Here is a 24,109-nt window from a genome sequence, read left to right on the forward strand (position 1 = left end):
AATATCTCCCTCGATCAACGAAGTTCTTCGGCGAACCAAGCTCGGGTTCCCCTGCGCGAAGCCGAGGCGCCGACGTCGAATACGGCATGTCCCCCCGCAGAATCGTCACCCGAAGGGTCTGCACGAACAACATGTCCAACGGGCGCGTTTTTCTGCGCTGAAAGGGACTGCGGCGAGAGGTGTGCGGGAACAGGGACGTTGAGTGTCCCTGTTCCCACACACCTCTTACCCAACGTCACCACAGCACGGCTCTTTCCTGGCGCGCCTGGCCGAAGACGTTGCCCAAGCGCCACCGGAAAGCCAAACGGGTCGTGAAGAGTCGTCGTACGCGTCATGACCCGCGTCCAACCAGGTCCGAAGGCGTCCATCACCACATCAGACGCAGCGAAAGGGGTCGTGAGTGGCAATGGTCGTTCTAACCCTCTTTGCCACTCACGACCCCAAAGCGACCGCACCTACACCGGGTCGAACTCGGACTCGAATTCCTCGATCTCGTCCCGCCCCATGTCGACCAGTTCGAAGTCTGCGGCGGGACGGCGGGCCGCGGGGACCTCGTCCGGTTCCTCCCCCAGTTCGACGAACGACGCGAGTCCCGCCGGTGTCCGGTACTCGAACACCTCCCGCGCGCCGAAGGCCATTCCTTCGCGACGGGCCCGCGCCGCCAGCTGCATCGAAGTGATCGAATCGCCGCCCAGCTCGAAGAATCCGTCGTCCGCGCCGACCCGTTCCAGCCCGAGCACGCCGGCGAAGAGCCCGCACAACACCCGCTCGATTTCCGTGACCGGCTCCCGGCCGGAAACGCGTTCACCGAAGTCGGGCGCGGGCAGCGCCTCTCGATCGATCTTCCCGTTCGCCGTCACCGGCCACGCGTCCAGCACGATCACCGCCGCCGGCACCAGGTGATCCGGCAACACCCGGGCGACCTGCTCTCGCAGCCGTCCCGGATGCACCTCCTGATCGGACACGACGTACCCGATCAACCGTCCGTCGCGTGCCACCACCACGGCCTGATCGACGCCCGGCTGATCCGCCAGTACCCCTTCGATCTCCCCCGGTTCCACTCGGTAGCCGCGGATCTTGACCTGGTCGTCGGCCCGCCCGGCGAAGACCAGCTCGCCTTCGCCGGTCCGGTACGCCACGTCCCCGGTGCGATACATCCGTTCACCCGGCGCGAACGGATCGGCGACGAACCGCTCCGCCGTCAACGCCGTACGCCCCAGATAACCCTGTGCCACCCCGGCGCCCGCGATGTACAGGTCGCCCGCGACTCCCGGCGCCGCCGGGCGCAGGAAGACATCGAGTACGTACAGCCGCCGTCCGGGCAGTGGCCGTCCGATGGGCAGCAACGGCCCTGTCCGTTCACCGGGTTCGATCGGTTTCCAGGTCGCGCACAGCGTGGTTTCCGTCGGGCCGTACGTATGCAGGACACGCAGCCGTGGGCAGGATCGCCGGACCCGCTCCACCACGTCGAGCGGCACCACGTCGCCACCGACCGCCACGTCGCGCAGGCCAAGGAAGGATTCCGGCGCCTCCTGCACCAGCGCGCGGAACTGCCCCGCGGTGAAGTTCACCGCGGTGAGACCGTCCGCCACATGGGCGGACAGCCGCTCCGCGTCGACCACGCCCGGCTCGGTGACGATCACCCGCGCACCCGATACGAGCGGCACCCACACGTCGTACAACGACGCGTCGAAGGTGTGCGGAGCGTGCATCAGCACCGCGCCACCGGCATGGACGCCCCACCCGGGATCCCCGGCCAGCGCCGCCACGCCTCCGTGTGAGATCACCGCGCCCTTCGGGGCACCGGTCGATCCGGACGTGTACATCACATACGCCGGATCGTCCGCCCCGATCGGGACAACGGAGGTCTCGTGGCCGAGAGCGTCGTCCACGATGATCCGCCGATACCCGGCGGGCACCGCACCCGAGGTCTCCGCTCGGCACATCACCACCGCGACGGCGGAGTCGGCCAGCATGTAGGCCACCCGGTCAGCGGGGTAGCCGGGATCGACGGGGATGAAGGCCGCTCCCGCCTTCCAAACCGCGAGCCAGGCCGCCGGCACCTCCGCCGACCGCTCCAGCATCACCCCGACGCGGTCGCCGCGCCGTACGCCCTGTGCCCTCAGCGCCGTCGCCAGCCGACCGGACCACTCGTCGAGCTCACCGAACGACCAGCTCCGGCTCCCGTCCGTCAACGCCGTCGCGTGCGGCGTCCGTTCCACCTGACGGCGGAACAGTTCCACGGCCGACGGCGCGTCCACCGGGTCGTCCGTTTCGTTCCAGCGCTCGACCACCAGCGCGCGGCCGGCGTCGTCCAGCACGTCCAGCCTGCCGACGGCCGTCCCCGGCTCCGCGATCATCCGCTCCAGCACCAGGGTGAGCCCGGCCAGCGCCGACTTGGCGACGGAATCGGCGACGACGTCCGCGTGATACTGCAGTTCGATTTCGAGGCTCTCGCCCGGCATGACACCCAGCGTGATCGCGTACGGCGTCGCCTGGTTGAAGTCCCGCAAAGTCAGGCTGAGCTCGGACGGCGAGTCAGTCGCCCGGTCGGCGTAGTTCTCGAACACGACGATCGTGTCGAATCCCGCCTCGCCCAGCTTCTGGATCTCCGGCAGGCCGAGATGGTGGTGCGCCATCATCTCGGACTGCCTGCCCTGCAAATCCGTCAGCATCCCGAGAACGGACTGGCAGGCGTCCAACCGCACCCGCACGGGCACGGTGTTGATGAACAGCCCCACGGTCTGTTCCGCGCCCGGCAACTCGGCGGGCCGCCCGGAGACGACCGCGCCGAACACCACGTCACGACGGCGTGCCAGCCTCGCCAGCACCAGTGACCACGCCCCTTGGATGAGCGTGTTGAACGTCAGCCCGTGGCCGCGGGCGAAATCGGCCAGCGCGGAGGTGAACTCCGGCGAGTGGCGGACCACTTCGCTCGCGGGCAGCCCCGGGGTCCTGCCGGGGGTTTCGGGCAGTCCGAGCGCCGATCCGTCGGCGCCGTCCAGTTCCGCGCGCCACGCCGCCTTGGCGGCCCCCTTGTCCTGTTTTCCCAGCCAGGCCAGGTAGTTCCCGTACGAACCCGGGGGCCGCAGCCGCGTCCCGACGCCACCCGCCGCGTAGATCTCGAGGAGATCCGCCTCGATGATCGCCCGCGACCATCCGTCGATGAGCAGGTGATGGCTCGTGGTCACCAGGCAGTGTTCGTCCGGGCCGAGCCGGATCAGCACCAGCCGCAGCAGCGGTGGCCGCGTGAGGTCGAACCGCGTGGCGCGTTCCTTCTCCGCGATCACGCTCGCCTCGGCCAGCGCGTCTTCCTCGGAGAGGTCGGACAGATCGCGTTCGGCCCAGGGAAGCTTGACGTCCCGGGGAATGAGCTGGATCGTCTCGCCGTTCTTCCGCCGCTGGAAGCTCGCCCGCAGCGCCGCGTGCCTGCTGACGACGATCTCCCAGGATCTCCGGAAGCGTTCCGTGTCCAGGGGTCCGTCGATGATCTGCGTCTGCTGGATGAGGTGGATGTCAGGCGCCTCGTCGTCCAAGGAGGCGTGATAGAGCATTCCCGCCTGCATGGGTGAGAGCGGCCAGACTTCCGCCAGTGCCGATCCAGAAGGGGCCGATCCTGAAGAGGTGGTCGAAGTGTTCACGATGCCCGGCCTTCGCTGAGTTCCGCTGCTAGTGCTTCGAAGCTCTCGATCTCGTCCTGGTCCAATTCGAGGAGACCGAAATCGGATGCGGTGTGCCCGCCCGCCGCGGGGTCTTCCGCCTGGGAAGCCAGTCCGGACAACACATCCAGCAGTTCGCGGACGAATCGTTCGATCGCGGCTTCGTCGAACGACTCGTCCGGCCATTCGAGCATGAGGATCAGTTCCGGCCCGTCCGGCAGATCCTGGACGATCGCGTTGACGTCCAGGCCGTGCGGCACCGGCGTGTTCGCGTCCATCGAGCCGCCGATCTCCCCCGCCTGCTGCCAAGCCCGGACGTCGCTCTCGTCACCGGCGACGAACCGGCCGAGGTAGTTGAACCCGATCCGCGCCGACGGCAGCGCCGCCAGGACCGGCTCGGTCTCGCCGTTGAGATGACGCAGCAATCCGTAGCCGAGCCCGTCGCCGGGCACCGCGCGCGACTGTTCCTTGACCACCTTCAACAACGTCCCGGCCGACGAGTCACCGGCCACCACACCGGCGAGGTCGATCCCGGAGACGTCGAGGCGCACGGGATGCGTGCTGGTGAACCAGCCGACCGTCCTGGACAGGTCCATTCCCTCGGCTGGATGACGACCATGGCCTTCGACGTCCACCAGTACCGTGTCGCGCTCGCCCCATCGGGCCACCGCTCCCGCGAGCCCGGCGAGCAGGACCTCGTGCACCCCGCAGTGGAAGACCACCGGGGCCCGCCCTACCAGCACCGACGTCTCGGCCGAGGGCACCACCCACGACCGCGACCGCACCTTCCCCGCCGGTGCCCGCTCAGGCTGCTCCTCTTGGCCGAGGATCGCTTGCCACGCAGGCAGTTCCGCGACCCGCTCGGCGGAGACCGCCCACTCCTCCAGCAGGCCCGCCCACCGGCGGAACGACACGCCCACCGGCTCCAGTTCCGGTTCCCGCCCCGCCGCCACCGCTTCGCACGCCGCTCGCAGGTCGGACGCCAGGACTCGCCACGAAACCCCGTCGACGACGAGGTGGTGCGCCGCCACGACCAACCGGCCCACGCGGTCCGGTCCGGCGTCCAACCACACAATTTGGACGACCACGCCCGCGGCCGGATCCAGCCGTTCGACGGCTTCCCGCGCCGCTTCGCCGGCGGCTGCGTCCAGCGAGCCGCCTTCGACCTTCACGCGGGTGAAGATCCCGGCCGAGCCGCGCTCGCCGACCACCAGCCGCCCGTCGGCAACCCGTGCCCGCAGCATGTCGTGCGTGTCCAGCACCGCCGCCAAGCCTGCGCTCAACGTCTCTTCCGTCAGGTCCGCGGGCGCGCCCAGCACCATCCACTGCGCGAAGCGCGGCGCCGCGACACCGTCGCCGAACAGCCGCATCACCGGCGTCAACGCCACTTCGCCGATGCCATCGGTGGCCCTGCCCGGATCCTGCTGGGGAACCAGCGCCACCAGCTGCGCGAGCCGTTCGGGGGTCCGGTGCTCGAACACCTGCCGCGGGGTCAGCGAGAGACCGTCGCGGCGCGCGCGGGAAGCGACCTGCATCGACGAGATCGAATCCCCGCCCAGCTCGAAGAAGCTGTCCTCGACCCCGACCCGCGCCAGCCCGAGGACCTCGGCGAACACCTCGCACAGGATCCGCTCGGCGTCGGTGGCGGGCGCCCTGCCGACCGTCTTCGACGAGAAGTCCGGTTCGGGCAACGCCTTCCGGTCGATCTTGCCGTGCGGCGTCAGCGGCAGGACGTCCAGCGCCATCACGGCCGCGGGCACCATGTACGCGGGCATCCGCTCCGCGAGACCCTTCCGGAGCTCCTCCGGATCGACGTCACCCGGCGACACGTAGGCCACCAACCGCCCCTCGCGGACGGTCACCGTGGCCTGGGTGACCCGAGAATGGTTGGACAGCGCGAACTCGATCTCACGCGGCTCGACGCGGAACCCGCGGATCTTGACCTGGTCGTCGGCCCGGCCGGCGGACACCAGCTCACCCTGATCCGTCCAGTACGCCAGATCACCCGTCCGGTACATGCGCTCACCGGCGACGAACGGATCGGCGACGAAGCGCTCGGACGTCAGCGCGGCGCGGCCCAGATAGCCCCTCGCCACCCCGATCCCGGCCAGATACAGCTCACCGACGACCCCATGTGGCAACGGGCGCAGGAACGCGTCCAGCAGATAGCCGCGAACACCCGCGATCGGCCCGCCGAACGGGATCACCTCTCCGTGCGGCGCGAGCGGCATGCTCACGGTCGCGCAGATCGTGGTCTCGGTGGGCCCGTAGGCGTTGAGCATCCGGCGGTCGGCCGACAGCCGGTCCACCAGGCCCGGTGGGCACAGTTCACCCGCCGCGGTCACCGTTTCGACCCCGTCCGGGAACACGTCGACGGTGGCCAGCACGGACGGCGGGGCCTTCACATGCGTGACTTCCCACCGTTCCAGCGTGTCGCTCAGCGAAGCCTGCGGCGGCAGATCCTCGTCCGGCGGCATCACCAGCGTCGCCCCCGAAAGCAACGCCATCATCACCTCGGAGACGATGGTGTCGAAGCCGAGCGCCGCGAACTGCAGGACGCGGGACGACGGCGTCACGGCGAGGCGTTCGATATGCGCCATCGCCAGGTTGCCCAGGCCCGAGTACGTGACGATGACGCCCTTCGGCGTTCCCGTCGATCCCGACGTGTAGATCACGTACGCCGCGTCGCGCATGCCGACACGCGGCAGGACCGCGCTCGAAGCGTCCGCCAGATCCAGTTCGTCGAGCACGACGACCCGGTCCGCGAACTCCTCCGGCACCGCTCCGCGGGTCTTTCCCTGGCACACCACCAGCATCGGATCCGCGCTGTCGAAGATCAGCTTCACGCGCTCGGCCGGGTACGCGGGGTCCACCGGGACGAAGACGCCGCCCGCCAGTGACACGCCCAGCATCCCGACCAGCCACCACGCGGACCGCCCGGCCACCAGCCCGACCCGGCGCTCACGCTCGACCCCGGCCGCCCGCAGGACGGCGCCGAACTTCGTCGCCCGCTCCCACAGTTCCGCGTAGGTCAGGTCGCCCTCGCCGTCGGAGACCGCCACGGCGTCCGGCCGTTCGGCCGCCATCCGCCCGATCAGCGACGGCAACGGCTCGCCGTCGAGCAACGCGGGTTCCCAGCGCGGCAACGGGATCTCGCCCAGATCGGTCCGCCCGACGAGAGCGGATGGGTCCTCGACGACCTCACCGAGGGCGCCGACGAACCAGTCCAACATCCCGTCGGCGACGGCTTCGTCGATCTGCCCGCGCCAGTAGGCGAGCTGGATCCGGAACCGCTCTCCCGGGATGACGCCGACGGTCACCGGGTAGTGGGTTCCTTCGACCGTGCCCAGATACGTGAACTGGTCGGCGAAGTCCCGCGGATAGTTCTCGAACACCAGCAGCGTGTCGAACATCGCGCCGGGTCCGGCCGTCTTCTGGATCTCCGTCAGCCCCAGATGCTGATGCGGCATCAAGGCCACCTGACGGCGCTGGAGCGTGGCGAGCATGTCCACGACCGGTTGCCCGCCGTCCAGCGAGACCCGCACCGGGATCGTGTTCATCATGAGCCCCGGCATCGATTCGACGCCGGGGAGTTCGGCGGGACGGCAGGCGACCGTGGTGCCGAACACCACGTCGGTCCGCCGCGCGAGCCGCGCCAGTACGAGCGCCCACGCGCCCTGCACCACCGTGTTCAGCGTCAGCCCGTGGTCACGGGCGAACTCGGTCAGCCGGGTATAGAGCTCCGGCGAGAGATGGGTGACGCGGTAGTCGTATTCCGTCGCGGTGTCCGACTTGGCGACCAGCCCGGGCGCGTCGATGTCGGACAGTTCCGCTTGCCAGGCCTCGCGAGCCGAGTCCTTGTCCTGCCTGTCCAACCAAGCCAGATAGTCGCGATACGAGGCGGCCGTCCGGCCCGGGAATCCACCGGCGGTGTAGGCCGCCGAGACCTCGTTGAGGATCACCGCCACCGACCAGCCGTCGGTGAGGATGTGGTGGTTGACGACCAGCAGCCGGTGCCGGTCTTCGCCGACCCGGATCAGCACGAGCCGGAACAACGGTGCCTTGGCGAGATCGAACCTGTCGCGCTGTTCCGCCGCGGACAGCGCCTTCATGGCCTCTTCGACATCGCTCGCACCGGTCAGATCGACCTCGCGCCACGGCAGCTCGACGTGTCCGGCGACGGCCTGCACCGCCTTGCCCGACGCGAGCCGGTGGAAGGTGAGCCGAAGTTCGGCGTGCCGGGCGAAGACCGCCTCCCACACCGATCGCAGCCTGGCCACGTCCAGCGGACCGGTCAGCTCCACGATCCACTGGGTCTGATAGATGTCGGGGCCCTGGTCGTCGAGGGTCGTCTGGAAGAGCAGTCCCGCCTGGAGCGGCGCCAGCGGCCAGACCTCCGTGGCGTCCGGGACCACGGCCGCCAGTTCCGCCTCGTCTTCCGGGGTCAGCTCGATCAGGGGGCCGTCCGCGGGCTTCTCGGCTTGGACGGCGCCAGCCACAGCGGCCAGCCGCGCGGGGGTCTGCTCCCCGAAGATCTGGGCAGGCGTCACCAGCAGGCCGGCTTTGGCCGCACGGGCCGCCACGCGCACCGCGAGGATCGAGTCCCCGCCCAGTTCGAAGAAACCGTCGTCGACCCCGGCCCGCTCCGTGCCGAGCACCTCGGCGAACAGTCCACAGAGGACACGCTCCGCCTCGGTGGCGGGCTCGCGGCCGTCGGCCTTCGCGGTGAAGCCGGGGGCGGGCAACGCCGCCCGGTCCACCTTGCCGTTGCCGGTCAGCGGCAACGCGTCCACCGTCATCACCACGGCCGGGACCAGGTGTTCGGGCAGTACCGCCGCGAGCCGTTCGCGAACGAGAGCCGGGTCCACCTCCGCCACCACGTAACCGATCAGGCGGCCGTCGATCGGCACCACGACGGCCTCGTGGACGTCCGGCTGCGCGGTCATCGCGGCTTCGACCTCGCCGGGTTCGATGCGGAACCCGCGGATCTTCACCTGATCGTCGACGCGGCCCGCGAAGAGCAATTCGCCGTCCGGTGTCCATTTCGCCAGATCACCGGTCCGGTACATCCTCTTGCCGGGCGCGAACGGATCCGCCACGAATCGCTCCGCCGTCAGCCCCGGGCGGTCGAGATAACCGTCGGCCAGACCGGCACCGGAGAGGTAGAGGTCGCCGACCACATCCGGCGCCACCGGCCGCAGCGTTTCGTCGAGCACCCAGGCCTCGCGGCCGGGCAGCGGGCGGCCGATCGGCAGCACCGAAACCGGCTCGTCGTGTGGTTCGAGCACGTGCCACGTGGCGCACAGCGTCGTTTCCGTCGGCCCGTACAGATGCCGGATCCGCGCGCCGGGCGCGGCCTTCCGGACGCGCTCCACCGCGTGCGCGGGCACCAGATCCCCACCGGTCAGGATCTCGCGCAGCCCCGCGAACGATTCCGGCGCTTCCTCCGCCACCGCACGGAAACTGCCCGCGGTCAGATGCGCCCGCGTCACCCCGGCCACGACCGCCTCCCGCAGCCGCCGCGCGTCCACGGGCCCCGGCTCGGCGATCACCACCCGGGCACCCGACACCAGCGGCACCCAGATCTCGCACAGGGACGCGTCGAAGGAATGCGGCGCGTGCATGAGCACCGCGTCGTCGGGTTCCATTCCCCAGCCGGGGTTCCCCACCAGCTCCGCGACGCTGGAATGCGGGACCGCGACACCCTTCGGAGTGCCCGTCGAACCGGACGTGTACATCACGTACGCCAGGTCTTCCGGGCTCGCCGGGATGACCGCGACGTCGCCCGCTTCGTCCGTGACGGCAAGCGACTCCGTGCCTTCCGGAACGCGATCGCGTGTCGCGGCCGAGCACACCATCAGCGACGCGCCCGAATCCGCCGCCATGAACGCCACGCGCGGCGCGGGATACGAAGCGTCCACCGGTACGTACGCCGCGCCCGCCTTCCAGACGGCGAGCAGCGCCACCAGCAGATCCGCCGAGCGGTCCAGCATGACCGCGACCCGTCCGCCGAGGCCGGCGCCCCGGCCGATCAACCGCGCGGCCAGCCTGCCCGCGAGGTCGTCGAGTTCCCGGTACGTGAGGATCCGCTCCCCGTCGACCACGGCCACCGCGCCGGGTGCCCGGCCCACCTGCCTGGCGAAGAGAGCCGGCACCGTCGATGCGGCCTGCGCTGCGGAACTCATCGTCATCCCCCACGAACCGCGTGATGCACCGGCTCGGGCTCGTCGTCGAGCCCGGCCCCGTCACTTTCCGGCCGGGCTCCGTTCCGGTCCGGCCTGGCGAACTGCGTGTGATACAGCTCCGCGTAAAGACCGCCCTCGGCCAGCAATTCCTCGTGTGTACCGCGCTCCCGGACCAGCCCGCCGTCGATCACGAGGATCTGATCGGCCTCACGGATCGTGGAGAGCCGGTGGGCGATCACCAGCGAGGTACGGTCGCGCAGAGCGGTCTTCAATGCCCGTTGGACAGCGGCCTCCGACTCGGAGTCCAGATGAGCGGTCGCTTCGTCGAGCACGACGATCGCGGGCGCCTTCAGCAGCAAGCGGGCGATGGCCAGTCGTTGCTTTTCCCCACCGGACAAGCGGTAGCCGTGATCGCCGGTGATGGTGTCCAACCCGCTGGGGAGGGATTTGATCAAGTCCCAGATCTGGGCACCTTCACACGCCTCGATCAACTCGTCCTCGGTCGCGGTGGGGCGAGCGTAGAGCAGGTTCTCCCGGATGGAGTCGTGGAAGAGATAAGTGTCCTGGCTGACCACCCCCACGGTTTCACGGAGCGAATCGAAGGTGAGATCCCGCAGGTCGTGGTCACCGACGCGGACGACCCCGGAAGTCGGGTCGTACAGCCGGGACACCAAGTGGGTGAGGGTGCTCTTCCCCGCCCCGGAAGGGCCGACGAGCGCGGTGAGGGTCCCGGCAGGCACGTGGAAGCTGACGCCGCGCAGGACCTCCGCCGTCCTTTGCCCGCTTTCCCGTTCGGCCCGCACGTGCTCCAGCGACGACAGGGAAACCTCGTCCGCGGTGGGATAGCGGAACGACACGTCGTCGAATCGGACGTCCGGTGCCCTGTTCCCGGCGAGCGCGACCGCGTCGGGGCTTTCCTTGATCAGCGGCTTCAGGTCGAGCAGCTCGAAGACCCGGGAAAAGGCCACCACCACGGTCAGCGCGGACTCCTGCATCCCGGACAGCTGGGTGATCGGCCCGAACAACCGTCCCAGCAGGGTCGCGATGGCGACCAGCGTGCCGAGCTGGAATACCCCGGCGATCACGAGCCCACCGCCGACCCCGTAGACGAGCGCCGTGGCGAGCGAGGCCATCAGCGCCATGATGACGAAAGCCATCCGGCCGTACACCGACAGGCGGACACCGATCCCGCGGATCCGCTCGGCACGGGCTTCGTAATCGGCCTTCTCCTCCGCCGGACGGCCGAAGAGCTTGGAGAGCATCGCCCCCTGAACGTTGAACCGCTCCTGCAGAAGCCCGCCCAGAGAGGAGTTCGCCTCCATCAGCCGCCGGGTGTGCCGCTGGATCAGCCTGCCCCCGTAGACCCATGGCACGAGGAAGACCGGGATCAGCACCAGCGAGACGAGGGCGACGAGCCACGAAAGGTAGAACATCGAGGCCAGCACCAGCACGATCGTGACCGCGCTGGTCGCCGCCATCAGCACGGAACTGAACGCCTGCTGCGCCATGACCAGTTCCGTGTGCAGCCTGCCGACCAGCACGCCGGTCTGGGTACGGGTGAAGAACGCGATCGGCAGGCGCCGGACATGGTCGATCGCCTGAACCCGGAGGTCGTAGGTGACCCCTTGCCCGATCCGCCCGGAAATGTAGCCCGACACCAGTGCCAGCAGCGCGCCTGCCACGGCGAGTCCGGCGGCCAGTGCGGCCATCGAGACCACGGTCCCGAGGTCGTTCTCGAGAATGCCGCCGTCGACCAGTTCCTTCAGCAGCAAGGGGGTCGCGACGATGATCAACGACTCCAGTGCGGCGACGAGGAAGAAGAGCGCCACCTTGCCGATATGCGGCCGGAAGTACGAGAGCACCCTGCGCAGGGTCCCCGGCCGGATCCTGGTCTGCCAAGGGTCGGGGTCGTCATCGCTCTTCTTCACCCCCCCGAAGCGCATCACTACGTCCATCCAGGCACCCCTCTCACACGCGAAGTCGGCGATCTCAATCGTGCTGAATCGTGTCGTTGTCCACGAGTGGGCGCAGGCGAACATCCGCGGCACCGGGATCGCCGCTCGTCCCCGCACCGTCCACAAGGGACTACCCCGGCGAAACCGGTGTTCCGGGAATCCTGGCGTGGCCGGACACCCCGCGCCGCAGCAGCTCCGTCAGCTCGTCGAGATCACCGGACCGCAGCGCCGAAGCCGCCGTGACGAGTTCCGCCGCGATCCGTTCGAGCACGTCTGCCACCGGCACCGCGTTCCCGGCGAGGATCATCCGCCACAGCAGGGGATTCCCGGCGGCGATGCGGGTCACGTCGCGCAGCCCCTGCCCCGCAAGGCCCAGCGTGACGTCGTCACCGGCGGACAGGCTCGCCGCCACCGCCGAGGCCACCACGTGCGGCGCGTGCGACACCAGCGCCACCGCCGTGTCGTGTTCGCCCGCGCTCACGGTCACCGCCTTCGCCCCGCACATCGACACCAGGTCACGGACGAGCCGCACAGCGTCCGCTTCTGTCTCGCTGCCGGGGCAAAGCGCCCAAGGACGGCCCGAGAAAAGGCAGGCACGGGCCGCGGCCGGGCCGGATCGCTCCCGGCCGGCGAGCGGATGTCCCGGCACATAGGAGGTCTGGTCGCAGCCGAGCCGCACCGCGTCGGCGATCGGGCCCGCCTTGACACTGGCCACGTCGGTGTACGCCCGCGCGACCTCCTGCTTCTGGAGGTCCGCCAGCCGCTCCCCCACGAGTTGCGGCGGCACGGCGATCACCGCGAGGTCCACTTTCTCGCCGGTCCACACCTCACCGGCTCCGAGCTCCACAGCCAGCCGGAGGGCGAGCACGTCGACGTCGGTGAGGCGGACCGCCACGCCCTTGTCACGCAGGGCCAGCGCGACCGAGGTGCCGATCAACCCGGTACCGACTACGAGCGCCTTCTCGATGGTCACCACTACTTCTTAAGCCGCACGACGAGCGCTGTCGAGCGACCGGCCTTGGCACCGCCGAAGCGGACGAAGACTGTCCACTATGACCACCGTGTCCGCACCGCCTCGCCGAAGATCGCGAAAGGGGACTTTCTCCGCCTGACGCACGGAGAAAGCCCCCACCGCAAGTCGCTCACCGTCGAACGATCACCTGGCGGCCAGATCGGTCGCCCGGCTCTCCAGGTGATCCGCGAAACCCGCCCAGACCCGAGCGTGGTCCCTGGCGAACCCGGCGACCACCCCATACAGATGCGGCGGGACACCGCGCAGGATTCTTTCCCATTCCTGCCCGTCGATGGAATGCATGGCGAGCATGCGCAACAGGATCCGGCCGACTTCGCTCAGCCGCAGGGCGGGATCGGCCTTGAGCCGCTCCAGCACGGCGATTCGCTCTCGATCAAGGGACTGCCCCAGATCGGATTCGGTCAGGCTCAGTGAATGCGGTTTGGTCCGCATTTTCCTGCTCCCGTCCGGGGTCGGGCTCTCACCGCGCTCCAACCGGCCCCGCACATCGCGAACCGTCTCCGGGGAGATGCCGACCTGTTTGGCGACCTGCCTGAGCGAAAGGCCAGGGTCATTGCGAATGAGGTCGGCCGCGAGTCTTCGCCTCTCCGAACTGTCGACGGGGCGGATACGTCCGTCCCGGCCGATCCTGGCGTCGTTTCCCCCCTCGCCGCCACGCTTGCGCAGGTCCGCCACCGTGCCGGCGGAGATGCCGGTCACCGAGGCCACCCGCCGGTCGGACCATTGCGAATGAGTCCCGATGATCCGGACGGCCGCCCGTTTGCGGTCCGCGAGCGAAAGCGGCAGGCCATGCCGGATATTCGCTTCCACGGCCAAGACGAAGGCGTCGGATTCCGTCCCTTCGATGAACTTTGCCAGAATTTTCGTATCACCGCGAACTCGTGCCGCCGTCAATCGATGCAGGCCATCGACCACCTGCATCGTTGATCGGTGAACAAGAATAGGCGGAAGCTCCCACTCTGCCGACAAGAGCATTTCGACATGCTCCGGATCCTCGCCCGAAGTTCTCGGCGAGTACACGGAAGACAGTCTCGACAGCTCGATTTCGACGACCGGGAGAGCAGATAGGTCAACTCTCGTCGGATCCACCTAGCCCCCATTGAATCTCTTATTCGTCAATTTTCAGACATGACACGGAGCCTCACCGTCCAACCGCTCAGCATCGATGGTTGGACATCGCGATCCCGTCCAGCGTCGACTTCGGTGACACGGCGGGTCTCCTCGACGGTGAGGATCCCTCGAACACCACCGGCGGACCCGGATACGCGGGCCGCCACGGCCTCCCAGACGACCGGTGGCACTGTGCTGTCCACAAGACATCCGCTCGACGACATCGATCGGCAAGGCCGCACCCGGGCAGCCCGACAAAAGCCGATACCTGCCGCAGCGCGAGGTCTCGGGACGTATTTCCGATCTAGCGTTCCCGGCTCCAGCTTAGATCAGCGGTCACCGACCGGAACCCATGACAGCCTCGTGCTCGCGAGACAACGTCGCCCCCCCTCGATCCCCCTCGATCCCCAGTAGTGCGAACCATGTCAGCCCCAGTGAGTCCGCACGAGATCAGCATGGCACGGTCAATCCTTGGCGTGCAATTGACGAATAGTGTGATTTCCGCAGTGCGAGCACCATGCAAGATCAATATTCGTCGTCCGCACTCGGTATTGACTCGGTCGCCCGCCACGGCTACAGCACTCCGGCCCATACCGGCCAAGGGGCCGATAGCTGGGCTGTTCGCGGAAATTGCTACGCCATTCGCGGGACCGCCGCTATTCGTAGGATGATCACAGCACGCGTCGGCCGCGTCCCGTTCTTTGTCACTTGTTCACACGAATGGCGGAGTCTGGCTTCCCGCATGATCGCTGCCGCACTCGCAAGGAAGATACGCTACGTGAGCGAGAATGTGCCGGGCGCACACGCCGATACGGGCTGGAATGAAGCCGATCCCGAGTCACGAGGGAACTCCGGAAAGAAGAATGCCGCGGGCGCCATAGGGCACCCGCGGCATCGCGATCGTCCGGCTCGCGCCGACGGAGGGCGGCGCGAGTCCGGCTACTCGATGGGGAAATCGAAATACGTGTCCGGGTAAGGCTCGTCCTTCAGACTGTAGTGCCACCACTCGTACTCGTACGCGTTGAAGCCCGAACCCTCCATGACAGCGCGGAGGTGTCCACGGTTCTTCGTCGCTTCTTCCGTGACTCCCGCTGCCCCGTGATGCGAGACGACGTCCATCAGGTCGTGGTCGCCACCCATCTCGGCGAGCTCACCGGTGTCCAGGTGGTACAGCGTCAGATCCACCGTGCTGCCCCGGCTGTGGCCGGACTTGGTGGCCACGTAACCCTGCTCGAACATCTGGGGCCGCTCGATGTTCGGGTAGTGCCTGGACTTCTTCCGGCCGTCTTCGGACTCTTCCGCCCAGCGCATGAAACGGTCCACGGCGCGCTGCGGACGGTAGCCGTCCCAAAGGAGCAGGCCGAAGCCGAGCTCCCCGGCCCTGTCCCGCGCCTTTTCCAGCGCCGCGCAGAACGCACGCGTGCCGGCGATGCGGTTCACCAGGTACCCGTCCACCGGTTTGCCGGTGAAGTTGTCCCACGTGGCGTACTTGGCGTCCCAGCGGATTCCGGAGACGACCTCGTCCACGAAGACGAAATCATCCTTCATCCGGCACGACCCGCGAGGGTCAGCTTCACCAGCCGGTCGATCACGTCACCGAGCGAGAGGCCGGCTGCGGCCATCATGCGCGGGTAACGGCTGTACGAGGTCAGGCCGGGCAGGGTGTTGACCTCGTTGAGCACCACGCTCCCGTCCTCCTTGAGGAACAGGTCCACCCGCGCGAGGCCGCTGCAGCCCAGCGCGCGGTAGATGACCTTCGCGGTCTCCTGGACAAGGTCACGCGACTCGTCCGGGATGTCCGCGGGAACGATGAAGCTGGAGTTCTCGGAGCCGGTCTCGGGGCTCTCCTCCTGGTGGATCTTGAAGAAGCCGTGGGTCAGCGCGACCCGGTCGACCTCGCCCGCGAACAGGTCCTCGCCGTCGCCGAGGATCGAGCAGCCGATCTCGCTGCCGACGACGGCCTCTTCGATCAGGACCTTCGCGTCGTACTGGCGCGCCTCCGCCAGCGCGGCGGGCAGCTCTTCCTTCGCGGAGACCTTGCTGACGCCGAACGACGAGCCGGAGCGGGCGGGCTTCACGAAGACCGGGTAGTTCAGCTGGTCCGGGTCGACGTCGTTGTCCGGGGTGACGATGTAGAAGGTCGGCGTCGCGATCCCCGCGCCGCGGACGACGGAGTAGGTGAGGGCCTTGTCGATGCACATGACCGAGCTCGGGACGTCGCAGCCGACGTAGGGGATGCCGGAGTACTCCAGCAGGCCCTGCACCGCACCGTCTTCGCCGAACTTGCCGTGCAGTACCGGCAGCACCACGTCGAGGGCGATCGTCTCGTACTTGCCCTCGTCCAGGACGAGCAGCCCGTGCGTACCGCGGTCCGGCGACAGCACGGCCGGGCGGACGTTCCCGCTCTCCCAATCCTCGGCGGGGCCGTCGCACAGCATCCAGGAACCGCTCTGGGTGATCCCGATGTAGAACGGCTCGTACTTCTCGAGGTCGAGCTGCTTCTGGACCTCACGCGCAGATTTGATGGAGATAGGATGCTCTTCGGAAAGACCGCCGAACAGAATTCCGATTTTCAACCTATCCATGCTACTTCCCGCTTTCGAATTGGAGACAATTGATGATGGAGTTTTCGATGGTGTCGCTCAGCGCATGGTCCGTGTAATAGGCGGTATGCGGGCTGATGAGCACGTTCGACAGTTTTTCCAACCGCAGCAACGTCTTGCTCTCTATGGGCTTGTTCCGGCAGTCGGCGTAGAAGATCCCCTCCTCGCCTTCGAGGACATCCAGCGCCGCGCCGCCCAGTTTGCCGCTTTCCAATGCCGAAATGAGGGCTTCGGTTTCGATGAGCGGACCACGTCCGGTGTTGATGATGTACGCGCCGTCCTTCATCCGACCGATGTTCTTCCGGTCGAGAAGATGATAGGTATCCGTGTTGAGCGGCACATGGAGCGTCACGATATCGCTCTGCTCCAGCAATTCGTCGAGCGGGACGTAATCGGCCGACGCGGTGAGGACCGTGTCGTAGGCCAGCACCCGGCAGCCGAAACCACGCAGCCGGTCGAGGACCGCGACCCCGATTCGCCCGGTTCCGACCACCCCGACGGTCAGATCGCGCAGCTCTTTCCCGCGCACCTCGTCCAGCCGGTAGTCGTGGACGTCGGTGCGGAGGACGATGGACTTGGCGTTCCGCACGGCCATCAGCATCAGCATGAGCGTGAAGTCGGCGACGCTGTCGGGCGAGTAGGCGACGTTGCCGACGGTGATACCGACGCTCGCCGCGTATTCCACATCGATGTGGTTGAAGCCGATGCTCCGCGTGGAGATGTATTTCACGCCCGCTTCGCCGAGCGCGAGAAGAATGGAATTCGTGACCTTGGTCTTGTGACCGATGCTGATGCACCTGTTTCCGGAGACCAGCCCGATATTGGCCTCGGATACCGGTTCCTCGACAATGGTCGGCATTATGCCGAAACGAGGAGCCATCTCCCGGAACAAGGCGGCCTCGTCCTGTCCGCATCCATAAATGGTGATTCCCCTCGCCAACACGGCCGAGGAGGAGGCGGACGCCAGCGATCCGGTGCGGGGGGCAGCTGATCGCGCTGGTTCGCTGTAGGTCATGCCCGACATTGTAGGCAGCGCGATGAGGCGCTCTCTTATGGGGTTTTCGATGGCCCGACAATAAGTTACCAACTGGTAGCGCCGAGTGCACGACTTGTCGTTCACCTGCGCCGCGACCGCTCTACCGCAGATCTTGCCCGCCCGGCACGGGTGCCGAAACCGTCCCGTGACGGATGCCACAGAGCCACTCCGAGACGAGGTCCGCGAGCTCCTCCGGAGCGTCCCTGGCGACGAGGTGACCCGCCGCCGGAACGCGGACGACGGTGACCCGCCGGTTGGCCGCGCGAAGACGGCGCACATCGGCTTCGCCGAGGGGCGATCCCTGACCGCCGCGCACCACCAGGATAGGCATGTCCAGGGCCCCGGCCGTGGCGAGCAGGGCGGATCCCGATCCGAGGACGTCCTCCACGATCCGGGTGTAGCGGTCGGCGAGCCCGTGGAAATCGAGCCACGAACGCGCCCTGGCCGGTTCGAGGTCGGGCACGACATCCACGAGCACGAGTCCGCCCGCTCGCTTCGCGACGGCGGGATCCGCGAGGGCGGCGATGGCTGCCAGCCCACCGACCGAGGCACCCACGAGGACGATCGGCGCAGGCTGGCTCTGGACCATCTCGGCCACGTCGTCGGCCAGGGCCCGGAGCGTGGTCGCCTGGCCGGAACTGTCCCCGTGACCGCGCAGGTCGAAGGCCACCGACCGGAAGCCGCGCCGGGCCAGCACCGCCGCGACCGGCACCCAGACCTCACGACGTTCGCCGCCCGCGTGGAGCAGCAGGACCGTCGGGCCGACGCCGGTCGCCGTGCCCCGCAGGGTCACTTCACCCAGGTCAAGACGGATTTCGGTGGTCACGAACCGAGTCATGGCAGCCTCCCCAGTTACCTTGGCCTCTCAAGGTAACGCAGCTACCTTGGCATATCAAGGTACGATGCCGATCGTGACGACACCCCGAGCAAGACGGTCACCCGAGGAGGCCCGGCGGCTGATCCTCGACGCCGCGGCTTCGCTGCTCAGCGAGTCCGGCGTCGCCGCCGTCCAGATGCGCGCCGTGGCCGCACGGGTCGGCATGACCGACGCCGGCGTCGCCCACCACTTCGGCAACCGCGAAAAACTGCTCGCCGAACTCCTCCGCCACGGCGGCCGCCGCCTTCGCGGCGCGCTTCGCGATCTCCTCGCGAGCTGGCTGGACCACGACGCCGACCTGCTCGAATTCGTCGAAGCCCTCCACGCTCTGTACCGGCACGGCTACGGCGAGCTCGCGGTGGCACTGCATTCGGCGGGCTGGCGCGACCCGGGCAGCGGAATGCTCGACCCGGTCGTCGACGCCCTCCACCGTCTTCGGCCGCCCGGCAGCCCGCTCGACGACACCCGCCTCGCCGTCGCCGCCCTGCACCAGGCGATGGCCACGGAGACCCTGTACGGAAGCGATTTCCGGCGCAGCGCCGGAATCGCCGGCGCCGCGGCGGACGATTCGGCCGCCCAGGTGCGCTGGTGGGCACGCCAGCTCCACCTCGCGCTCGGCCTCAAGCCCGACGACCAGTCGGACGTGCCCGCCGGTCCGTGAAGGGCCCCTTGAGGGTGAGTTACGCCCCCAATCACGCGAGTTACGCCCCCAATCACGTGTGTGACGTGCGGGATCACGCGTCGCCCAAGTACATGAAGGACCCCTTCACGGCGCTAAGCGCAATGAAGGAGTCCTTCATGTACTTCACGATCCGCCAGCTAGGTCAGCGGAGCCCCTGCGAAATCAGCTCGCCAAGACCTTCGACGTCGCCGAGCGCTGCTCGCAGCTCGGCGGCGTACTCTTCGGCCCCGGCGCGCAGACCCCGTTCAAGGACGCCCACGGTGTCGAACGCCTCGAAGTCGCCACCGCTCAACGCGGCGACGGACTCCTTCACGACGGCCCCCAGCAGCAGCTCCGGCGGCACCACCGGCGTTCCTTCCAGCGGCCAGACGAGGTCGTCGAGCACTGCCTGCCCGCCGACCTCGCGGACCAGGCCCGCCGCGGTGATCCCCGGCACCCGGAAGCCCTCCGGCAACACCGCGCGGACGCTCATGTTGCGGGAAAGCCAATGCAGCAGCTGCGCGTTCACCTCAACCTTGACCGGTTTCGGCGTCAACCACAGCGTGAGGTTCACGTAGAACTCGGTGAGGCGGTCGAGCACCTCACCGCCTTTCTCGAAACCCCACAGGTTGAGGTCGAAATAGTGGTGCCACGTGGCGTCGGCGACGATTCGCCCGACCCCGGCGGCCGCACCGTCGTACACACTGGACACGCCGTAGACCTGTCCGTTGCGTTTGTCGGTGCCGTGCGCGACGATCTCGGGCTTCGGCTGGCCGACGGGCCCCGACGGCCACACGTCCGACGGGAATCGCTCGGGAATGAGCAGTTGCCCCTCGTGCATGTGGTCGGGGAAGACGGTGATCGGTCCCCGTCTGCCCTGGAACAACGGATGCGGTCTGCCGAACCGCTTCCGCAGGATCAGTTCCTGCGGGTACGGGTCGAGATCGTTCGGGATCGGGTTGTCGATGTCGCTGCCCCACGGATCCGGCTGGTGGGTGTTGTGGCTGAACTCGATACTCGCGTCCGGCCGGTCGTTCCACACCCGCAGCTCACCCGCGCGCGGGACCCGGTGTCCCAGCGCCCGCCCGAGGTTCAGGTATTCGGGCAGTGACGGATCCGCTCCCGGCGGGCGCGGATTCGAGTGGTCACCGGAGATGAGCACGCCACCACCGGCGTCCATCCAGGCCCGCAGCGCCGCGACCTCCGCGTCCACGAGTTCGTTTTCCGGCTCTCCCGGCATATTGCACGGCAGGATGCCGAAGAACCACACCTGCTCGTATCCGCCGAGAACCTCCGGAGTGAGTTTCTTGGCGGCGTGCCCGCCTTCGTGCCGATTGATCAAATCGATCTCGAACTCGGCGAAGAAAGGCTGATTCGCCAAGAGCAGATCGCGGACGATCCCCAATGAGAAGCCGCCGTTACCGGTGAATCCGACCAGGTCCGTGTAGAACAGGATTCTGATCTTCGGCTTGGCGACCGGACTGACTTGATCGGCGACAATACGTTCGTCGAACATTTATTTCCCCCTTGCGTGACGCACCATGCCGTCTCCCCGACGGTGCTGTCCCTTCCACGTATACCGGAACTTCCGTCCACGGCGCGGGCACCGGCACGGTGGCTGAGGAATCAGCGGGAATGGCGTTCGAGGGTTACGAATTCGGAGGACACCTTGCTGCAAGGATGCGGGGATGGGTTACCGGACCTGGATGCGGTACTTCACACCGTCCGCCGTGCACCGACGGCTGGGCTTGGTGTGCCTCGGTGTCGGGCTTCAGCACGGCGCGCTTCCCGTCGTGGGGCCACGCGTGCTCGACCATTACGTGGCCGTCGTGGTGTCCAAGGGACGCGGGTGGTTCGCCGTCGCGGGCGGGGAACGACAGGAGGTCGTCGCGCCCGCGCTGCTGTGGCTCGTTCCCGGGGTCGGGCACCATTACGCACCCGATCCCGCACACGGCTGGGAAGAGTGTTTCGTCGATTTCGACGGCAGTGCCGTGGACGCCTACGTGGAACTCGGTTACGTCACGCCGGAGACTCCGGTGGTGCCGCTGGGCGACGTCGAGGCCGTCCGCGACATCGTGAGCCGGATCGTGCGCTGCGCGCGAGGCGGCAGCCCGCTGGCCCAGGTCGACGCGTCCGCGGCGGTGCACCATCTGCTGGTCGCGCTGCGCCGGGCCGCCGCCGGCAGCACACCCAGCGGCGGTTCCCTGCTGGAGGCGCTGGCGCACGACGCGCTGCTGCCGATCAGCGTCGCGGAGATCGCGGCCCGCCGCGGTATGACGCTGCCCGAACTGCGCACGGCCGTGCGCCGCAGCACCGAGACCGGGCTGAAGGACCACCTGCTGACTCTTCGCCTGAATCGCGCGAAGGAACTCTTGGCCACCACGCGGATGCCGGTGCAGGAGGTGGCCCAAGCGATCGGCTACGAGGACGCCGCCTACTTCAGCAGGGTTTTCACTCGCCGCGTCGGGATCTCCCCCGGCCGCTTCCGCGAGTCACGCGTCCAGGCCGTCCCTGGCGGCTGGAGTTCGCGCGTCCCCCCTCCCGACGACCCGCCGCTGGTGCCGACGGACTGAGCTTGGACTTCCGCACGGCCCCGCTTGGACTTTCCGCGCAATAAGTGCATGACCGACGCGTGAAGTTGAGCGAAATCGTTGACTTACGCGCAAGAACATTCATAACATCGGCGACCGCCCCGCCAACTGTGGTGCGGGTCACCCTTGGGAGAGAGTCATGCGGACCCTGCCTCTTCTCGGCGCCGCGGCCTTGGCCGTGGCGGCGACCACGGTGGTACCGGTGTCGTCCGACGCCGCACCGCCGGACGCGACGTACACCATCACGGTCGACGCCAAGAAGTCGTTCAGCCCGACCACCGACACCCCGGCGAGTACCTATGTCGACAAGGACGGCACGTTCTACTTCCAGCAGGCGGCCGCGCTCTACGGCGCGGACCAGCCGCGCGAATGGGACTTCTACAGCGGACGCGATTTCGACAGCTTCACCAAGAATCCCATCAGCAGCGCGGTGAACCCGGCCAATCCCGCCGACCGCAACGACGACACCACCTGGCGCTGCAACAACAGCCCCACCGGCAAGGAATCCACGGATCCACCGGCCGGATCAGGTTATTCGCAGCGCAACTTCTGCGATCTCGTCGGCACCTGGGTCGACCCGGACACCGGCGACTGGTACGGCCTGATCCACAACGAGTTCACGCCAGAGCCGTTCGGCGCGTATTCGTTCTCCCATTACGACGCGATCGACATGGCCGTGTCGAAGGACCAGGGAAAGACCTGGGCCATCAAGGACCACGCGATCACCTCGCCCTACAGCACGAAACGCGGGGACACGGCGGCCTTCCCGCATCAGACGTTCGACTACGGCGACGGCGATCCGCGCCTTTTCGTCGATACCGCTTCCGGCTACTTCTATGTCTACTACGGCTCGCGCATCGTGCCGAAGGCGGGCGCCGGCGGCCCGATGGCCGGGCTGGCGCACGTCGCCCGCGCGCCGATCTCGGGCAAGATGGCGTCCGGCACGTGGCAGAAGTGGTTCAACGGCGGCTGGACCCAGCCCGGCGTCGGCGGCCGCGAGAGCAACATGGTTCCCGTCTCCGCTTCCGGCGACACCGGCTACACACCCGTCGTGGACGACTACGACCCGGCCAACACCGGCAACGTCAGCCAGCAGATCGCCGCGGGACAGCTGCCGCGCAAATCGGATCTGTTCATCATGAACATCGCCTACAACGCGCATCTCGGTCTCTACATCGGCGCGCCGGAAGCCGTGGACAGCGTCGTCCCCCAGCGTTATTACGTGACCGACGATCTGACGACGCAGAAATGGCGGCTGATCGGCGACACCGGGAGCTACACGAACCAATCCTGGTACCGCTGGTTCGTCGACGCCGCGAACAAGACGAACTCGACCATCATCGGCAAGCAGTTCCGGTCGTACTGCGCGGTGGCGTGTTCGAACAACGCGGGCGGTGAGTACACCACCCAGACCATCACGTCGTCCGCACCCGCACCGTCCCCTGTGGACACTTCGCGGAAGTACCGCATCGGCCTCGGCGACGGCCGGGTTCTCGCGCAGGGCACCGGAACCGCGACGACGTCGGTCGCGAGCACGACCGGATCCGACCGTGAAGCCTGGCAATTCTCGTCCGACGGCGACGGCTCGTACCGCGTCACCAACGCCGCCACCGGACAGCTCCTCGGCGTCGACGCCGTGCAGGCGGGCCGGGCGTGGGGCGCGAAACCCACGGTGACCTCGTCCTCGACGACCGGGCAGCAGTGGTTCATCATCCCGTCCACTGTGGACAAGGGAACGTTCCGGCTGGTGAACCGCTACAGCGGGCTCGTGCTCGGCCTGTCCGGCAAGGCGTCGCGTCTGGCCGAGACCACACCACTACGCTCGTGGACCGACACCACCGGGAACGCCGTCGGCGGCGGCCGGACCGCGGCCGAGCAGACGCTGAAGTTCACCGACGCCGGCGCCGGCACTCTCGGCGGGGTCCACACGCTGGCCGCGGCCGGCAAGAACCTCGACGACCCGGACTCCTCGACGACCGCGGGCACCCCTCTCGTCACGTGGACGCCGAACGAGGGCGCCAACCAGAAATGGCTGTTCACCAGGCAGTCCGACGGTTCGTACACCCTGACGAACACGCATTCGAACCTGTGCGCCGACGTCGAAGGCGGCGCCACCGCCGCGGGCGCGCGCGTCATCCAGTGGACGTGCACGGGCGGGGCCAATCAGCGCTGGACAGCCGCGAAACAGGCCGACGGCAGCTACAAGATCGCGAGCGTCCGCTCCGGTCTTCTGCTGACGACAGCGTCCACTTCGGACGGTGCCGCCGTCACGCAACGGGCCGACACGGGCTCCGCGCTCCAGTTGTGGAAGATCGGCTGACTCGAGCGGCCCGCTCCTTCGGGGGCGGGCCGCCGGGTTGCGTTCGTGTGGCCCATCACACTCTCACTGCACGTCCATG

Annotated in this window: 11 protein-coding genes and 1 pseudogene; 3 read left to right on the top strand and 9 right to left on the bottom strand. The window is 68.0% G+C overall.

All coding sequences use genetic code 11. The features are described 5' to 3' along the window. Positions 1–455: 455 nt before the first annotated feature. From ACLJO0_RS32805 to ACLJO0_RS32840, 8 genes and pseudogenes are all read right to left on the bottom strand, one after another. Positions 456–9,814, bottom strand: a pseudogene (locus ACLJO0_RS32805) (amino acid adenylation domain-containing protein). A gap of 32 nt (positions 9,815–9,846) precedes the next feature. Beyond that, positions 9,847–11,799, bottom strand: coding sequence for an ABC transporter ATP-binding protein (locus ACLJO0_RS32810; RefSeq protein ID WP_410582830.1), 1,953 nt, complete (start codon positions 11,797–11,799; stop codon positions 9,847–9,849). Positions 11,800–11,929: 130 nt separating this feature from the next. Next, positions 11,930–12,772, bottom strand: coding sequence for a prephenate dehydrogenase (locus tag ACLJO0_RS32815; RefSeq protein WP_410582831.1), 843 nt, complete (start codon positions 12,770–12,772; stop codon positions 11,930–11,932). Between the two features lie 183 nt (positions 12,773–12,955). Continuing rightward, a complete protein-coding gene (locus ACLJO0_RS32820; protein WP_410582833.1) occupies positions 12,956–13,921 on the bottom strand; it encodes a ParB/RepB/Spo0J family partition protein in 966 nt (321 codons plus the stop codon). A 960-nt stretch (positions 13,922–14,881) separates the two neighbouring features. Next, complete coding sequence (gene vanX, locus ACLJO0_RS32825) at positions 14,882–15,490, bottom strand: D-Ala-D-Ala dipeptidase VanX (protein ID WP_410582834.1); 609 nt, start codon at positions 15,488–15,490, stop codon at positions 14,882–14,884. Further along, positions 15,487–16,527, bottom strand: a complete 1,041-nt coding sequence (gene vanA-Ao2, locus ACLJO0_RS32830; RefSeq protein ID WP_410582835.1) for a D-alanine--(R)-lactate ligase VanA-Ao2 — start codon at positions 16,525–16,527, stop codon at positions 15,487–15,489. Before vanA-Ao2 ends, vanX begins: the two co-directional genes overlap by 4 nt. Before the next feature lies 1 nt (position 16,528). Next, a complete protein-coding gene (gene vanH / locus ACLJO0_RS32835; protein WP_410582836.1) occupies positions 16,529–17,560 on the bottom strand; it encodes a VanH-AOV family D-lactate dehydrogenase in 1,032 nt (343 codons plus the stop codon). 121 nt (positions 17,561–17,681) lie between these two features. Next, the gene (locus ACLJO0_RS32840) at positions 17,682–18,419 is read right to left on the bottom strand and encodes an alpha/beta fold hydrolase (RefSeq protein ID WP_410582838.1); all 738 of its coding nucleotides are present in this window, start codon (positions 18,417–18,419) and stop codon (positions 17,682–17,684) included. A 73-nt stretch (positions 18,420–18,492) separates the two neighbouring features. On the opposite strand from ACLJO0_RS32840, the gene ACLJO0_RS32845 reads away from it, so the two are divergent. Next, positions 18,493–19,119, top strand: a complete 627-nt coding sequence (locus tag ACLJO0_RS32845) for a TetR/AcrR family transcriptional regulator (RefSeq protein ID WP_410582839.1) — start codon at positions 18,493–18,495, stop codon at positions 19,117–19,119. 163 nt (positions 19,120–19,282) lie between these two features. Here ACLJO0_RS32845 and ACLJO0_RS32850 read toward each other — a convergent pair whose 3' ends face one another. Further along, complete coding sequence (locus tag ACLJO0_RS32850) at positions 19,283–20,635, bottom strand: hypothetical protein (RefSeq protein WP_410582840.1); 1,353 nt, start codon at positions 20,633–20,635, stop codon at positions 19,283–19,285. A gap of 172 nt (positions 20,636–20,807) precedes the next feature. Between ACLJO0_RS32850 and ACLJO0_RS32855 the strand changes: the two genes are divergently transcribed. Together ACLJO0_RS32855 and ACLJO0_RS32860 are read left to right on the top strand one after the other, a co-directional pair. Continuing rightward, complete coding sequence (locus ACLJO0_RS32855) at positions 20,808–21,692, top strand: helix-turn-helix domain-containing protein (protein WP_410582841.1); 885 nt, start codon at positions 20,808–20,810, stop codon at positions 21,690–21,692. Positions 21,693–21,849: 157 nt separating this feature from the next. Next, on the top strand, positions 21,850–24,030 hold the full coding sequence (locus ACLJO0_RS32860) for an RICIN domain-containing protein (RefSeq protein WP_410582842.1): 2,181 nt from the start codon (positions 21,850–21,852) through the stop codon (positions 24,028–24,030). The last annotated feature ends 79 nt before the right edge of the window (positions 24,031–24,109 follow it).

It is taken from the genome of Amycolatopsis sp. lyj-108 (assembly GCF_046549005.1).
Lineage (GTDB): Bacteria > Actinomycetota > Actinomycetes > Mycobacteriales > Pseudonocardiaceae > Amycolatopsis.

Excerpts from the sequence above, each read along its gene's own strand:
- vanA-Ao2 (WP_410582835.1), bottom strand. The coding sequence starts at position 16,527 with ATGGATAGGTTGAAAATCGGAATTCTGTTCGGCGGTCTTTCCGAAGAG.
- ACLJO0_RS32855 (WP_410582841.1), top strand. The coding sequence starts at position 20,808 with ATGGGTTACCGGACCTGGATGCGGTACTTCACACCGTCCGCCGTGCAC.
- ACLJO0_RS32840 (WP_410582838.1), bottom strand. The coding sequence starts at position 18,419 with ATGACTCGGTTCGTGACCACCGAAATCCGTCTTGACCTGGGTGAAGTG.
- vanX (WP_410582834.1), bottom strand. The coding sequence starts at position 15,490 with ATGAAGGATGATTTCGTCTTCGTGGACGAGGTCGTCTCCGGAATCCGC.
- ACLJO0_RS32850 (WP_410582840.1), bottom strand. The coding sequence starts at position 20,635 with ATGTTCGACGAACGTATTGTCGCCGATCAAGTCAGTCCGGTCGCCAAG.
- ACLJO0_RS32860 (WP_410582842.1), top strand. The coding sequence starts at position 21,850 with ATGCGGACCCTGCCTCTTCTCGGCGCCGCGGCCTTGGCCGTGGCGGCG.
- vanH (WP_410582836.1), bottom strand. The coding sequence starts at position 17,560 with ATGACCTACAGCGAACCAGCGCGATCAGCTGCCCCCCGCACCGGATCG.
- ACLJO0_RS32810 (WP_410582830.1), bottom strand. The coding sequence starts at position 11,799 with ATGGACGTAGTGATGCGCTTCGGGGGGGTGAAGAAGAGCGATGACGAC.